The 15,114-nt window shown below is 47.3% G+C and carries 15 protein-coding genes, 1 tRNA gene and 2 other annotated features; of the genes, 13 read left to right on the top strand and 3 right to left on the bottom strand.

From position 1 onward, the window contains the following. The first annotated feature begins 75 nt into the window (after positions 1-75). The 4 genes from ADU24_RS11830 to ADU24_RS11815 all read left to right on the top strand — a co-directional run bounded on the left by ADU24_RS11830 (position 76) and on the right by ADU24_RS11815 (position 4,026). Complete coding sequence (locus ADU24_RS11830) at positions 76-735, top strand: TorD/DmsD family molecular chaperone (protein ID WP_231689607.1); 660 nt, start codon at positions 76-78, stop codon at positions 733-735. Next, positions 725-3,115 carry a DMSO/selenate family reductase complex A subunit gene (locus ADU24_RS11825; protein WP_053366825.1) on the top strand — a complete coding sequence of 797 codons (2,391 nt, stop codon included), beginning with the start codon at positions 725-727 and terminating at the stop codon, positions 3,113-3,115. Before ADU24_RS11830 ends, ADU24_RS11825 begins: the two co-directional genes overlap by 11 nt. Positions 3,116-3,132: 17 nt before the next feature. Then, positions 3,133-3,711: a DMSO/selenate family reductase complex B subunit gene (locus tag ADU24_RS11820; protein ID WP_053366824.1), complete on the top strand. Its 579-nt coding sequence runs from the start codon at positions 3,133-3,135 to the stop codon at positions 3,709-3,711. 87 nt (positions 3,712-3,798) lie between these two features. Beyond that, the gene (locus ADU24_RS11815; protein WP_053366823.1) at positions 3,799-4,026 is read left to right on the top strand and encodes a hypothetical protein; all 228 of its coding nucleotides are present in this window, start codon (positions 3,799-3,801) and stop codon (positions 4,024-4,026) included. Between the two features lie 248 nt (positions 4,027-4,274). Here the strand turns inward: ADU24_RS11815 and ADU24_RS11810 are convergent. Both ADU24_RS11810 and ADU24_RS11805 read right to left on the bottom strand, forming a co-directional pair. Next, positions 4,275-4,358: transfer RNA gene (locus ADU24_RS11810), tRNA-Leu, on the bottom strand. 83 nt (positions 4,359-4,441) lie between these two features. Continuing rightward, on the bottom strand, positions 4,442-5,821 hold the full coding sequence (locus tag ADU24_RS11805; protein WP_269432231.1) for an MFS transporter: 1,380 nt from the start codon (positions 5,819-5,821) through the stop codon (positions 4,442-4,444). A 57-nt stretch (positions 5,822-5,878) separates the two neighbouring features. Here ADU24_RS11805 and ADU24_RS11800 point away from each other — a divergent pair, with 57 nt between their 5' ends. The 8 genes from ADU24_RS11800 (at position 5,879) to trpA (ending at position 13,677) form a co-directional block, all read left to right on the top strand. After that, positions 5,879-6,520, top strand: coding sequence for an MOSC domain-containing protein (locus tag ADU24_RS11800; protein WP_231689606.1), 642 nt, complete (start codon positions 5,879-5,881; stop codon positions 6,518-6,520). Positions 6,521-6,584: 64 nt separating this feature from the next. Then, positions 6,585-6,837, top strand: a binding site (T-box leader). Between the two features lie 91 nt (positions 6,838-6,928). Beyond that, positions 6,929-7,175: a binding site (T-box leader), on the top strand. A 104-nt stretch (positions 7,176-7,279) separates the two neighbouring features. Then, on the top strand, positions 7,280-8,677 hold the full coding sequence (gene trpE / locus ADU24_RS11795; protein ID WP_156324568.1) for an anthranilate synthase component I: 1,398 nt from the start codon (positions 7,280-7,282) through the stop codon (positions 8,675-8,677). After that, complete coding sequence (locus ADU24_RS11790; RefSeq protein WP_053366820.1) at positions 8,674-9,276, top strand: anthranilate synthase component II; 603 nt, start codon at positions 8,674-8,676, stop codon at positions 9,274-9,276. Before trpE ends, ADU24_RS11790 begins: the two co-directional genes overlap by 4 nt. After that, positions 9,257-10,282: an anthranilate phosphoribosyltransferase gene (trpD, locus tag ADU24_RS11785; RefSeq protein WP_053366819.1), complete on the top strand. Its 1,026-nt coding sequence runs from the start codon at positions 9,257-9,259 to the stop codon at positions 10,280-10,282. The genes ADU24_RS11790 and trpD overlap by 20 nt, the downstream gene beginning before the upstream one ends. Next, positions 10,283-11,074 carry an indole-3-glycerol phosphate synthase TrpC gene (gene trpC, locus ADU24_RS11780; RefSeq protein ID WP_053366818.1) on the top strand — a complete coding sequence of 264 codons (792 nt, stop codon included), beginning with the start codon at positions 10,283-10,285 and terminating at the stop codon, positions 11,072-11,074. After that, positions 11,071-11,691, top strand: a complete 621-nt coding sequence (locus ADU24_RS11775; protein ID WP_053366817.1) for a phosphoribosylanthranilate isomerase — start codon at positions 11,071-11,073, stop codon at positions 11,689-11,691. The genes trpC and ADU24_RS11775 overlap by 4 nt, the downstream gene beginning before the upstream one ends. After that, positions 11,688-12,896 carry a tryptophan synthase subunit beta gene (gene trpB, locus ADU24_RS11770; protein WP_053366816.1) on the top strand — a complete coding sequence of 403 codons (1,209 nt, stop codon included), beginning with the start codon at positions 11,688-11,690 and terminating at the stop codon, positions 12,894-12,896. The genes ADU24_RS11775 and trpB overlap by 4 nt, the downstream gene beginning before the upstream one ends. Further along, complete coding sequence (trpA, locus tag ADU24_RS11765) at positions 12,889-13,677, top strand: tryptophan synthase subunit alpha (protein ID WP_053366815.1); 789 nt, start codon at positions 12,889-12,891, stop codon at positions 13,675-13,677. The genes trpB and trpA overlap by 8 nt, the downstream gene beginning before the upstream one ends. Positions 13,678-13,714: 37 nt before the next feature. Here trpA and ADU24_RS11760 read toward each other — a convergent pair whose 3' ends face one another. Then, on the bottom strand, positions 13,715-14,320 hold the full coding sequence (locus ADU24_RS11760) for a class I SAM-dependent DNA methyltransferase (RefSeq protein ID WP_053366814.1): 606 nt from the start codon (positions 14,318-14,320) through the stop codon (positions 13,715-13,717). A gap of 135 nt (positions 14,321-14,455) precedes the next feature. On the opposite strand from ADU24_RS11760, the gene ADU24_RS11755 reads away from it, so the two are divergent. Beyond that, positions 14,456-15,052, top strand: coding sequence for a hypothetical protein (locus tag ADU24_RS11755; protein ID WP_053366813.1), 597 nt, complete (start codon positions 14,456-14,458; stop codon positions 15,050-15,052). The last annotated feature ends 62 nt before the right edge of the window (positions 15,053-15,114 follow it).

Here is a 15,114-nt window from a genome sequence, read left to right as displayed (position 1 = left end):
AAGCAGGAAGGAACTTCGAAAGAAAAAATGAACTATCATATGTGAAATTATTCACAAAATAAGAGGGTGGAATCATTGCTGGCACAGCAGGGCTTATCACAGATACGAACATTTATAGAAGCGAGACGAAATTTATACCAATTTCTCCTTAGGATATTCCAGGCGCCTCTCGACAAGGGGTGGGTGCATGCCTTTAAGGAATATGAGGATGTTGGCGGCCTAGGGGAGCTCGGCTCTGGCGGAGCGGGATTGCATGATTTTTTCAGTGGTGCCCCTTGTTTAAAAAGGGAAGCAACCGAGTTTTCCAGGCTGTTCATTGGACCGGGCACATTGCCAGCTCCTCCGTGGGAATCGTTTTATCGAAGCAGTGAGCAGATGCTTTTTGATGATGTGATGTATGAGGTTCGGCAGCATTTCCATCGTGAAGGCCTTTGGTTTGTAAAAGAAAACAATGAACCCGATGACCACCTGGCTGTAGAACTGGAATTCATGCTTACTCTCATCATAAAAGGTATTCACGTAGAAGAAGAACATGAGTTTTTCATTATTCTCGAGAAACAGCGCGACTTCCTGAGTAAGCACCTCGGCCAGTGGATCGGCGATTTTGGGAAAAGATTAGCGGAAAGCACAGACAGCAAGCTGTACAAAGGGGCCGCTATACTGGCTGCCGATTTCATTGCCAATGATTTGGATTTCCTTAATGAACTCGTGGAGGGATTGTCCGATGCCGAATAATGATATGGAAAAAGGGTTGCTGGAAAAACAAATAAAAAGGCGGACGTTTTTAAAATGGTCTGGAGGGATTGGTATTCCTCTCGTGCTCGGCGGGTTCGGGGCAAGCCAGTTGGCCGGCAAGGTAGGCCAGGAAATGGCGAAAAAAGCGGAAACCCCGGAAAAAGTCATTTCTACATGCAGCATCAATAATTGCGGCGGCCGCTGCGTCATTAAGGCCCATGTCAAGGACGGGCAGGTCGTTAGAATCAGTACGGACACAAATAAAGACGATATCCTTACTCCGCAAATGCGTGCCTGTATCCGCGGGCGGGGCTATAAGAAAATGCTCTACCATCCGGACCGGCTCAAGTACCCGATGAAACGGATCGGCAAACGCGGAGAAGGAAAATTCGAGCGGATTACTTGGGCCGAAGCCGTTGAAACGATCGCGAACGAGATGAAAAGAATTGGCGACACGTACGGCCCGGAATCAAGGTACGTGAACTATGCGTCAGGGCAGTCATGGGGCCTGTTTGGCGGGCGGAACATGGCCAGGAAGCTTCTTGCGATGACCGGCGGCTACCTCGGTTACAGGAACGATTACAGTTCGGGAGCCGGGAACGTAGCGACTCCATATACGTATGGTACAAATAATTCAGGCTCGAGTTTCGATTCATTCCTCCATTCGAAGTATATTATTCTCTGGGGCCACAACCCATCGGAAAATATTTTCTCAACCCCATATACTACGTATTTGCGTGAAGCGAAAAAGAATGGGGCGAAGATTATCGTCATCGACCCTCGCTATACGGATACGGCCATTGCGTTTGCTGATGAATGGATTCCGATTCTGCCAACGACCGACAATGCGATGATGGACGCGATGGCGTATGTGATGGTCACCGAAAACCTTTATGATAAGGAGTTTGTCAATAAATACTGCATCGGCTTTGATGAAGCACACATGCCGGATGGGGTGCCCAAGGAAGAAAATTTGCGAAACTATTTGCTTGGAAAAACGGACGGTATTCCGAAAACGCCCGAATGGGCCGAAGCGATTTGCAAAGTTCCTGCATTTAAAATAAGGGAGATTGCCAGGGACTATGCCACCATCAAACCCGCGGCGCTCCTGCAGGGTTGGGGTCCACAACGACATGCGTACGGGGAGCAAATCATGCGTGGTGGCGCACAGCTCGCCTGCCTGACCGGAAATGTCGGCAAGCTCGGCGGATGGGCGGCAGGAACAGGATACTGGTCAAGGTCGGGCATCGCCTATCCGATCACATCCGAAAATCCGGTAAAAGCGACAATTCCTTGTTTCATATGGGCAGATGCCGTTGAAAGAGGGACGGAGCTCACCGCGGAAGATGGCCTTCAAGGGACGGAAAAATTAACGAGCAATATAAAACTGATTTTTAATATAGGCGGTAATATGCTCGTCAACCAGCATTCAGATATTAATAAAACGACAAGGCTGCTCGAGGATGAAAGCAAGGTCGAGTTTATTATGGTGAGCGACCTGTTCATGACGCCGAGTGCCAGGTATGCGGACATTCTCCTCCCGGGAACAACCTTTTTTGAACGGTGGGACATTGGTGTACCATGGTGCTTTGGGGATTATGTCGTATTTGGTGAAAAAGCGATCGATCCGCTGTATGAATGCAGAAATGAGTATGATGTGTTTGCCGATGTTGCCGAACATTTCGGCATGAGGGAAGCTTTTACCGAAGGAAAAACGATGCTTGACTGGGTAAAGGTAAGCGTGGAACGGACAAGGGCCGAGATTGACCCAGGTTTCCCAACATTCGAAGAGTTCAGGAAAAAGGGCATCCACCATTTTGCGTTTGACGAACCACTCGTTGGTTTCAAAAAGCAGATTGACGACCCGGAAAACAATCCATTTGAGACGCCGTCCGGGAAAATTGAGTTATTTTCCAAGGCGCTGTGGGACATGGACAAGCATGATGTCATTCCACCTTTCGCAAAGTATGTGCCAGCATGGGAAGGCCCGGCCGACCCGCTGAAGGAAAAATATCCTTTGCAATTGATTAGCTGGCATTATAAAAGGCGCTGCCACTCCACCCATGATAACAATCCATGGCTGGAAGAAGCGGCGCGCCAGGAAATGTGGCTTAATCCAGTAGATGCCGGGGCAAGAGGCTTGAAGGACGGAGATAGGGCCAGGGTTTTCAACGACCGTGGCGCGCTGCTCATCCTGGTAAAAGTGACAAGCCGCATACTGCCGGGGGTCGCAGCGATACCACAGGGTGCCTGGTATACACCCGACAAGGATGGAATCGACCAAAGGGGCTCCATTAACGTGCTGACCGCCCAAAGGCCGACTCCGCTTGCAAAAGCAAACCCGCAGCTAACGAATCTCGTCGAGGTACAGAAAGCATAGAGGGGGAGTGGCCGACGATGGCACAAATGGGTTTTTATATCAATCAGAGCATTTGCTCTGGCTGCAAGGCATGCACGGTAGCCTGCAAGGACAAAAAGGATTTAGAAGTGGGATTGAATTTCCGACGGGTGTACGCCTATGAGGAAGGCGCGTACATCCAAAAAGGGGCGGCAATCGTACAAAACATAAAAGCGTTTTACTTTTCGATTTCCTGCAACCATTGCACTAAGCCGGCCTGTGTCCCGGTATGCCCGACTGGCGCGATTGTGAAAAGGAAGGAAGACGGGATTACTGTCATCGAGCAGGATAAGTGCGCAGGGACGAAATTTTGCGTATCCGCTTGCCCATATGGCGCGCCCCAGTACAACGAAAAATTATTCAAAACGAACAAATGCGATTTCTGCCTGGACCTTCAGGCGAAAGGTGAGGATCCGGTTTGTGTATCGACCTGCATCATGAGGGCGATTGAATTCGGTCCAATTGAGGAACTACGAGAGAAGTATGGATCAGTAGATGAAATAAAAGGAATGCCAAGCGCGGCGATCACCCATCCGAACCTGGTGATTACTCCCCATAGGGATGCGGTGAAAAATTAAGATTCCCCGTTGCAAAAGAGTTCCAACTTTCTGATAATATGATAAAATATCATTAATTATTGCTTGATAAAATGAAGGGGAATCAAAATGGCCAATAAGTTTAAAATTTTGTCGAATTCATTTTTAATTCTTTCATTTTTATTGATAATAATAATGTTATGTAAACTTTATCTGGATTATCAGAATTATCTTAAACACCCTGAGTGGTCAGCCCCTTTTTCAGTTCATGTAATCGCAATAAGCGTAACTTATGGTGTTCCGGGGATTGTTGCATTGGTTTTAGCTATCTATTTTAAAACAAAAGCAAGTAATTAATAAATAATAAAAATGGCTCAGTTCTTACTGGGCCATTTTCAATGGTATAAGTTAATAGCGGGATAATCGGCAATAGTATTGCCTTGTTTGGCATTATTACAGGGTTATTCGGCCTTATTAACAGAAAATCGCATTTAATAAGGCCTTGTAAGGCATTTATATCGGGGTACTCGGCATAAATACGCGGGTTGTTTAGCCTTCAAAAAAAAGAGTGCAAAACCATAAACGGTTTTGCACTCAGTCAACTATGCGGATGAGAGGACTTGAACCTCCACGGGGTTGCCCCCACTAGAACCTGAATCTAGCGCGTCTGCCGATTCCGCCACACCCGCAAAAGAAATTACTTTTTAACTATAACATAATTTTGAAAAGCCTGCACTAAAAAAATCTTAGGGCAGCCATGGCCAGGCTGCCCTTAACCAGCGGGTTCTTCCTTTCTCCCCGGGCGAATCTTCAGCAGGGCGACAAGCGCGGATAGGACGCAGGCGCCGCTTAAAAGGACGAAAATCCAAACATCCGATTTTTTCAAAAGAAGCGCTACGAGCGGAGGTCCGGCGGCTACCCCGATAAATCGCATCGAACTGTAAATCGAGGTAATGGTGCCTCGTTCCTTTTTATCGATACCCTCGGTAATTAGCGCATCAAGGGAGGGCAGGCAGACGCCAATTCCGACTCCGCAAATCGTAAACATCGTCAGGAGGAACCAAAGCTTGACCGAAAAATAAAGGACCGCTATTGAGGCGCCAGCCATTAGGATCCCCGCGAGGATCAACCATTTCATTAACACTTTATTCTTTTTGATCACTTTTCCGGTAATGTAGGAGGAAAGGCAAAGCGCACCGAGCGGCAAAGCAAGGAAAAGTCCCTTTTTAAGGTCCTTAATTCCCAGTTCTTTTTCAAAAACCTCGGATAAATAAAACAAAACTCCAAAGAGGACAAACATTAAAATGCCGCCGATGAAAAAGATTGCATTCAGCCAGCGCCCTTTTTTTGTAAAAGTGTCCTTGATATTCGCAAAAAATGTTTTAAACGGAATCGGCTTTTCTTCGCTCTTAGGGCATTTTACAAGTAACCCCATCATTAAAATCGATATCGCACAAAAGACCGGAATGAGAAAGAACGGCAAGAACCAGACAATCCCCGCAAGGAATGCTCCCAGGACAGGGCTCAGAACTTTCCCGAACGTATTTGATGTTTCAATAACCCCGAGGGTACTGCTTACATCATGATCGCTCTTGAACATGTCTCCTACAAGTGGCAGGACAATAGGGGCAGCTCCGGCAGCCCCGACTCCCTGCAGCGCCCTGCCCGCTAGAATAATCCAATATGCATCATCCGCTTTCCAAGAAGCCCAGGCAGAAATGGCGCCTCCCAATGCAGTAATGATTAGGCTCGGTATGATCACTTTTTTCCGGCCGATATGGTCTGAAAGATACCCCGCAACCGGGATCAGGAAGATTGCAACTATAGAATAAACCGTAATGATCATACTTGTCTGAAACGGTGTAATGGACAATTTCTTTTCCATCGCAGGAAGGACGGGAATAAGCATGGAATTTCCAAGTGTCATGACGAGAGGAATGGATGAAAGGGACAGAATCGCCCATTTCTGCTTTGCTATTTCTCCCGACTTTCCAGCCTTACCTGCCTTTTTGGTACTTGATTGCTGGCATAGCTTTTCGCTGTAATCCATTATAAGCTGAACCGCCTTTGCGATATAATAGCAATAAAATAGTCCCCTGCAAAACATCAGGAAACCGACGAATGAACTTGCTGTATCTTTACTATTTACCAATAGCCGTTATTGTAGTAAAAAGAATATATCCTTTTAATTGAAAAGTGGGCGAACTTAGTGACCAAACCAAAAATCATTCAATTGGCAGCCGGAATGCCGAAAAACATTGAAAGCAATGGGAAGAAATACCTATCGGCAATGGGAAAAGAACCGGTAAGGGAAGCGTTTCTCTCTCGGGAAGGCCTGGCGGGGGACGGAATCGCCAACAGGGAATTCCATGGCGGTCCGGATAGGGCGTTATGCCTTTACCCTTTTGAGCATTATCCAAAGTGGGAGGAAGAGTTTGGCGTTAAGCTTGACCCGCCGGTATTCGGAGAAAACATTACCGCGGCAGGCATGCGTGAATCCGAGGTTTTTATTGGCGACATTTTTAAAATCGGTGGGGCGATCGTCCAAATTACACAGGGCAGGGTGCCATGTTCGACTATTTCAAGATTCAACTCAATTGATCCCTTTTTAAAAAGGGTTTACGAAACAAGTTTAACCGGCTACTTCTTCCGGGTGCTTGAAGAAGGAGTGATTCGAGTTGATTCGGACATAGTACTTTTGGAACGAAACGAACAGGGAATTACGGTTTTTTCCGCAACATCGGCAATCCTGCATAAGAAAAGGGATGCGGAATTTTTACAAAAGCTTGTAGCGCTTCCTGCTCTTGCGGAAGTGTGGCGGGACATGGCCAAGAAAATCTTACATGAGTAAATTAAAAGAAAAATAAGATTTGGGTTGACATTCTGAAAATTCGTTATTATGATAATAAACAATACATAAAGCGTTGACGAAGAGGAGTAGCATAGGCGGAAACCAAAGAGAGCTGATGGTTGGTGCGAATCAGCGTGGATGCCTGTGTGAATGGACTTCCGAGCTTCCTGACCGAACCCTTATAGCAGGGTGTAGGCTCAGGCGATCTGCCTAATCGTTACATCGGGCGCGCATTCGCCGATTTTCGGCTTGATGCGGACTAAGCGGGCTGTTTGTTCAGCCAATGAAGGTGGCACCACGGGTCTCCCGTCCTTTTTGGACAGGGGCCCTTTTTGCATTTTCGGGAAATGTTCCTGGCTATGTTAAGGTTAAATTTCTTAAAAAACTTCGGTCATTTAAATTGAATAAAGCAAATCGTTGAGCAAGGGGAGTAGGCTTTCATTGCCTGTCACAGAGAACCGGGAAGGGTGCGAACCGGTACAGGGAGGAAGGTTGAATGGGCTTGCGAGAGGCTGCCTGAATGACAGTAGGGCTGCACGGGTTTCCGCCGTTAAAAGGATAGGGTATCGGTTTAACTTCCCGTACCTGAAAGAGGGAATGCTCTGTTTTGGCATTCCAATTGAGGTGGCACCGCGGTTGCACAATCGTCCTCTATACACATGATTTCTATGTGTATAGGGGACTTTTTTTATTTCTTAATGGGATTTGAGGGCCACCTTTTCTGTTTTTTAAAAAATTGAAAGACAAGGAGTGATGTCGATGGGAGAGGCAGCTGGGACAGCAGCGAGGGTCCAGTACATTGAAATGCATGGAGACACCCTGACCCCCGTGTCCATTTTTCAAAAACTGGGAGGAAACAAAAAGTTCCTTCTGGAAAGTTCGTTAAAGCATACAGATGCCGGCCGCTATTCCTTCATTGGCGCAAATCCTGCATTTGAATTGATTGCCGATGGAACAAAAAGCCGATTGATTGACTCAACGGGAATGGAAACGGCAATTGACGGGAATCCGCTCAAGGTTATCCAAAAAATGATGCCAATTATCGAAACTAATATGCCATTCCCGTTCTTCGGGGGAGCAGCGGGCTATGCGGGCTACGATGTGGCCAGGCTTTATGAGGATATAGGCCACGTGCCCGACAGAGGGATTGGCATGCCGGATTGCCATTTCATGTTTTTTGAAGAAGTCATTGTATATGACCATCTGGAGCAAAAGGTCTACATAGCAGGAGTACCGCTCCTCCCAGCGACAACAGAGGAGAGCCTTGCAGCAAGGCTTGAAAAAAGAAGGCATGAACTGGCCAAGCCACATTGTGAAATTCATGCTGCGCCATTTTCACTCGGAGCTTTTACCGGCACAACCACCAAACCGGCATTCATTAATAAAGTTAAAACTGTCAAGCGGCATATAGAAGAGGGTGATGTTTTCCAGGCTGTTCTTTCCCGAAGGATGAGCGCGAAGTTCAAAGGTGATCCCTTTTCCTGCTACCGAAAGCTCAGGACGCATAACCCTTCCCCGTACTTGTTTTACTTCGAGTTCGGGGCATACACCGTAATGGGTGCTTCCCCGGAGAGCCTTATAAAAGTGAGTAAAAGGACGGTTTACACCAATCCAATAGCCGGTACAAGGCCGAGAGGGAAAAGCATGCAGTCAGATTCGGCACTTGCGGACGAATTGATACACGATGAGAAGGAACTGGCAGAGCATCGGATGCTCGTTGATCTCGGGAGAAATGATCTTGGCCGGATTTGCGAATTTGGAACAATACAGGTCAACAAATACCTGGAAATCGTGAAATACCGCCATGTAATGCATCTTGTTTCCGAATTGAAGGGAACACTGCGGCCCGAATTTTCAGCGATAGATGCTTTGGCAGCCTGCCTTCCAGCTGGGACGGTTTCCGGTGCGCCGAAAATAAGGGCGATGCAGATAATCAATGAGCTTGAAGGGACGAAACGGGGCCTCTATTCAGGAGCCATAGGATATCTATCGGCTGGGGGTGAGATGGACTTTGCCCTGGCAATCAGGACAATGGCCATTAAGGACGGGACAGCTTTTATCCAGGCGGGCGCCGGGATTGTGCAGGATTCAGTACCAGAGCTTGAATACGAGGAAACAATCCACAAACTAAAAGCTTTCTTGGGAGGGTTGGCATGATTCTGTTAATTGATAACTACGATTCCTTTACCTTTAATCTTTATCAGTATTTTGGAGAATTAGGGGAAAATGCTTTGGTCTTGAGGAATGACAAAATCACCATCCCGGACATTCGGATACTAAACCCAACAGCAATAGTCCTGTCACCAGGGCCGGGAAAGCCGGAGGACTCCGGGGTATGCATGGAAATCGTCCGGGAACTTCATCGGGATTTTCCTATCCTTGGCATATGCCTCGGGCACCAGGTAATCGTTAAAGCGTTTGGGGGAACTGTTAGAAAATCGCCGTCAATCCGCCACGGAAAGATTTCCCCGGTTACTCATAATGGAAGCGGGCTTTTTGAAAATCTGCCAAGGAATATGAGTGTGATGCGCTATCATTCACTCGTGGCAGGGAAAATGGATTTCCCGCAGTCTCTCGTTTTGGATGCGGTTGCGGATGATGACGGAGAGATCATGGCGGTCCATCACCGGGACTTTCCGGTATATGGAATCCAGTTCCATCCCGAATCCATTGGAACGCCATTCGGAAAACAAATCATTGAAAACTTTCTGAAGAAAATTGAAAGGAAGGATCGAAATGAAAGAGTACTTGCTTAAATTGTCTGATAGGGTCGCCCTAACTGAATTGGAAATGAAGGAAGCAATCGGAAAAATGCTGAATGGTGAAGCGGCAGAATCAGAAATCGCCGCCTTCCTCATGGCTTTGAAAATGAAAGGCGAGGAACCTGAAGAGCTGGCAGGCATGGCAAAAGCTTTAATGGATCAGGCACAAGGGTTTGAGAAAAAGGTACGCCATGCCATGGATAATTGCGGGACTGGAGGCGATGGCGCGTCAACGTTCAATGTTAGCACCACTTCCGCCTTTGTCATCGCGGGTGCGGGAGTAAAGGTAGCCAAGCACGGAAACAGGAGCATTTCAAGTAAGACTGGGAGCGCCGATGTTCTGGAGCATCTCGGCATTCGCCTTGATATACCGCCGGCTGTTTCCAGGAGAATTATTGATGAACTGGGAATCTCATTTTTGTTTGCGCCGCATGTCCACCCGAAATTGAAACAAATCACAACTGTTCGGAGGCAGCTGAAAATACCGACAGCGTTTAACCTGATTGGGCCCTTGTCTAATCCGATTGATTTGGATTACCAGCTTGTCGGGGTTTATAAATCGGAGTTCATCCCTTTATTTGCAAAAACACTTAGAGTTCTCGGCCGGAAGCGGGCAATTGTCATCAACGGGAAAGGCTCTTTGGATGAGGCTTCCCTTGAAGGAGAAAACAATCTGGCAATCGTTGAGGAAGGAGATATCAAGTATTTGAAGTTTACTCCCGAAGAAGCTGGGCTTGAGTCGTTTAGCAATTCCGAAATAAAAGGAGGCTCGGCCGGGGAAAACGCAAAAATCCTTTTGAACGTGTTACTTGGCAAAAAAGGGCCGTTCAGGGAGACTGTCCTATTGAACGCAGGATTGGGAATATATGCGGCAAGGTGCTCCGAAAGCATCATTGAAGGAATAGAACTAGCGAGGAGGAGCATTGATACCGGAGCAGCCTACAGTAAACTTGAAGGTTTGAGGGACTTTTCCGCCCAGATTCGAAAGGAGGCAATTTAAGTGGAGACAATCTTGAAAAAAATACTTGCAGAAAAAGAAAAGGAAGTTGCTATTTTAAAGAAAAAAGACATGCCGCTTTACGGCTGTCTGCCACAAAGAAAGCCGTTCATCCAAAAATTGAAGAAAGAAAAGAACGTGGCCATTATTGCGGAATACAAACGGGCCTCCCCATCGAGAGGACTGATCAATGGCATGATCCGCCCGGGCGAACAGGCAAAATCGTATGAGCAGGCCGGTGCCGCGGCTATTTCTGTGCTAACAGACCAGAAATTTTTTAATGGATCATTCGATGACCTGCGGGAGGTGAGGAGTGCAGTTGATTTGCCGCTCCTTTGCAAGGATTTCATTATTGACGAAGTTCAAATCGACCTTGCCTATCAGGCGGGAGCCGATATTATCCTATTGATTGCGGCTGCCCTTGAGGAAACGAAATTACAGTCTCTAAAAACTTATGCGGAATCGCTTGGGCTGGAGGTTCTTGTTGAAATCCATAATGAAGAAGAGCTTGCGATAGCGGTTAAAACCGGGGCAGAATTAATCGGAATTAATAACCGTGATTTACGGACTTTCAAAGTTTCATTGAATACAACCACAGAATTGGGGCCAAAGGTACGCGCTTCCGGAGCCTGCCTAATAAGTGAGAGCGGCATGAAAACGGCTGCGGATGCAAATCTTGCAGTGGGGGCTGGAGCGCAAGGGCTGCTAATTGGCCAGACGCTGATGGAGAGCGGAACCCTTGAGGAAAGCCTTCGGGAATTCATCGTACCAAAGATGGAGGTGGCGCAACGATGAAGGTGAAAATATGCGGAATTATGGATGCCCAGACTGCAAGGAAAGCAGTAGAGTTCGGAGCGGACGCGCTTGGCTTTGTTTTTGCCGAAAGCAAAAGGAGGATATCCCCTGATCTTGGAAGGGATATCATCGCTCATCTGCCTGCGGATATTCACAAGGTCGGTGTTTTTGTAAACGAACCAAAACAAAGAATTGAGGAAATTGCGGACTACTGTGGCCTCACCCATATCCAGCTCCACGGGGAGGAATCGCCCAATTTTTGCAAAGAAATATCCCTTCCCGTCATTAAAGCATTCAATATTGGCACCCCTGCCGATCTTGAGCTGGTTAATGAATATGCGTGCGATGGCTTTTTGCTGGACAGCCCAAAAGGCGCCTACAGGGGAGGAACAGGAATGTCGTTTGACTGGTCTATCCTCCAAGATGCGGAGTTGGATGGCAAAAGAATCATTCTAGCTGGCGGATTGAACAGTGAAAATGTCGCTGCAGCCATACGTACAGCCAATCCGTATATGGTTGATGTCAGCAGCGGGGTTGAAACGGACGGAAAGAAGGATTTAGAAAAAATCAACGATTTCATTCTTGCTGCAAAGCAAAGGGGAGGAGCAACTTTATGAAAACGTATACGATGCCGGACGAGAGGGGCCATTTCGGAACATTTGGCGGAAGATACGTTCCGGAAACATTGATGCAGGCAATCCTGCAAATGGAAGATGCTTACAGGGAGGCGAAAAATGACCCGTTATTTCAACACGAGCTGGATAGGCTTTTAAAAGAGTATGTCGGACGGGAAACCCCGCTTTATTTTGCCGAAAATCTGACAAGCCATGCGGGGGGTGCAAAGATTTATTTGAAGCGGGAGGATTTGAACCATACCGGCGCCCATAAAATCAACAATACGATTGGACAGGCGCTGCTGGCTTTAAGGATGGGAAAACGGAAAATTGTTGCGGAAACAGGAGCCGGTCAGCATGGCGTTGCAACGGCGACGGTCTGCGCTTTGCTGAATCTCGAATGCATCATCTTTATGGGGGCGGAGGATGTCAAAAGGCAGGCATTGAACGTTTTCAGAATGGAGCTATTGGGAGCAAAAGTTGTGAGTGTTCATTCAGGAAGCTCCACTCTGAAGGACGCGGTGAATGAGGCACTCCGTTATTGGGTTGCCAATGTGGATGACACGCATTATTTATTGGGGTCTGTCATGGGCCCGCACCCTTTCCCGATGATCGTGCGTGATTTCCAAAGCGTGATTGGAAAGGAAACGAAAAGACAATTTTCCGAAAAAGAGGGTCGTCTCCCTGATGCCGTTGTTGCCTGTATCGGCGGCGGAAGCAATGCGATGGGGATGTTTTACGATTTTATCGAAGACCAGGAGGTCAAGCTTTTCGGCGTTGAAGCTGCGGGAAGCGGACTCGGTACTCCATTCCACGCCGCTTCATTAACAAAAGGAAAACCGGGAGTCCTTCACGGTGCATTCATGTACCTTCTTCAGGACAAGGACGGCCAGATTCAGGAGGCCCATTCAATCTCAGCTGGGCTTGACTACCCGGGCGTTGGTCCCGAGCACAGTTATCTGAAGGATAACGGAAGGGTAGAATATGATTCGATTACGGACGAAGAAGCACTGTCCGCATTCAAGCTGCTGGCTGTCAAGGAGGGGATTATCCCGGCACTTGAAAGCGCGCATGCAGTCGCCTTTGCGGTAAAGCTTGCCGCAAAAATGGATTCGAGCGAATCTGTTGTTGTCTGCCTGTCAGGAAGAGGGGACAAGGATGTCGAAACAGTTAGACAAAAATTTGAGGGAGGGGAAGCACATGAGTAGATTCGCTGAAAACTTTAGGCGGTTGAAAGAAGGCAATGAAAAGGCATTTGTCCCGTATATAATGGCTGGCGACGGCGGGCTGGAATGCCTTGCGGAAAGGCTTGTCCTTCTCGAGAGGCTGGGCGCTTCCGCCATAGAAGTCGGCATTCCCTTTTCCGATCCTGTAGCAGACGGCCCGGTCATCCAGGAGGCGGGATTAAGGGCGCTTGCAAACGGAACGACACTAAAGGGAACCATTGAACAAATTGCCGAAGCCCGTGCTTCGGTTTTAATCCCGATTATCGTCATGGCGTATGTAAATCCGATCCTCGCATATGGTATTGCCGAATTCTGCAAGGACAGTAAGGAAGCTGGCATTGATGGACTGATTATTCCCGACCTTCCCTTAGAGGAAGAAGGATTGATGGAGCCATTCCTGACAGATTCGGGAATCGAATTGATTCGTCTGGTCACGCTGACAACACCTGTTGAAAGAATAAGGGCCATTTCGGAAAAAGGGAACGGGTTCGTATATGCTGTTACTGTTAAAGGGGTAACCGGCGGCAGAGGCAGCTTCGAGGAAGGGCTGGCTACTTTTCTCTCCAAGGTGAAGAGTGTCAGCAGACTTCCCGTATTTGCCGGATTCGGCATTTCAAGCGCAGAACAGGCGCATGAACTCGGTTCCTATTGTGATGGCGTCATTGCCGGAAGCACGATTGTCCAGCTTCTTCATGAGGGGAGATTGGCTGAATTGGAGGAGCTCGTTTCCTGCTTTAAAAAGGAAAAGGAGTCTGCCTTGTGAGGCGTTCATCTTGGCGGAATAAAGAAAAACCACATCATTAGCGGTGTGGTTTTTCGGCTGTTGCAGAGACGGTAAGGGTGGGGTGGACTTTTTTAAAGATAATACAGTTATTTTGCAGTCCCGCCGCTTTCAGGCCAGCCTCAAGCTGTTTCCCTAGTTCCCTCGCAGTATTATTGTTGTCCCCTTCCTCCCTGGGCTGGACTGTAATCACTACCCTGCCGCCTGGTTTGAGTGAAGTTGCAATTCTGTTTAATGTTTCCTGTTTGTTTTTCCAAAGCGGATAATTGTTGACAGAGAAAACCCGGTCATATTGTTCTTTAGGAAAATCAAAACATGAAACTTCGCCCTGCCACAGCTTTATTGTTCCTGTTTCGACTAAATGGTAATGCTTCTTTTCCGTTTCTTGTTTCATTTTCGGCGAAAGGTCAATGCCCTCTATCAGGCAATCTGGAAAACGCTCTGCGATGGCTCCAATGGCGTAGCCGGGGCCAAAGCCAATTTCGAGGACCCTTTGCCTATTGGAAAGGGAGAGTTGGCTGATTGTCCATTCATTGATTTTCTTATTTTCCATGTACATGATCTTACCTGCGATTTTACCTAAAAAGCCGCCTGGCACCCTGAAGTGCTTTGCCATTTTCTTCATCGTTCATACCCCCTGTTCGACTTTTACCCCAAAATCGGCACATCAATGCAAAACGTTCCAACCGAAACGTGCGAATTGTTACAGAAGATTGACTGACATTCTACTATACTAAAAGTAGATTGGCGGGAAAGAGATATGAGGGAAGAAAGGGTGGGACAGATGCGGCTGTACGAAGAAATTTTAAGGATTCTCGATGAAAAAGGGCCATTGCCGCTCTCCGCCCTCTGCAATGAAGCAAAGTCGCTTTTTGAAAATGATGGTTTTACCCCAGGCCCAGCCGAAATCTGTACGGTTCTGAATAGAAAAAAAGAGCTATTCACACTTCATGATGGCCTGGTCTCCATCGAACCAGCCAAACAGCCTTTATATTTGACCGTTATCACCGAGCTTCCAGGTACGGGGGCATATGAATTAAGGGTTGATTTTACAAAAGGCTATTTCACATGTATTGAATGGCGGGACAAGGATTGCCCACGATTCCCAAGTATTCCGGAACAAAGGTACCCCGGAGATATGGCGGTTTTCAAAACAAATGTCTACAAATCGGCAATTTGGAACTGGGATAATAGCTATTATCCGGGAGAAGGTATCATCCTCGATGGCTTTAACTGGTCCGTTAAGCTTAAAACAATTAACGCTGTTTATGAAAGAAGCGGCACCAATAAATTTCCTGTTAAGTGGAAAGTTCTATGGAGGGGAATTCGTGAGCTGACAGGCTATCCTTTTGGGTAGCCATTTTTTGTTGGTGTGAAATTTTTCATCCGTTGGAGGAATCAATAACTTAACAAGGCCTC

Origin of the sequence: Bacillus sp. FJAT-27245, assembly GCF_001273955.1 — a bacterium.
Taxonomy (GTDB): domain Bacteria; phylum Bacillota; class Bacilli; order Bacillales; family Cytobacillaceae; genus Bacillus_D.
This window is presented reverse-complemented; position numbering and strand designations above follow the sequence as displayed.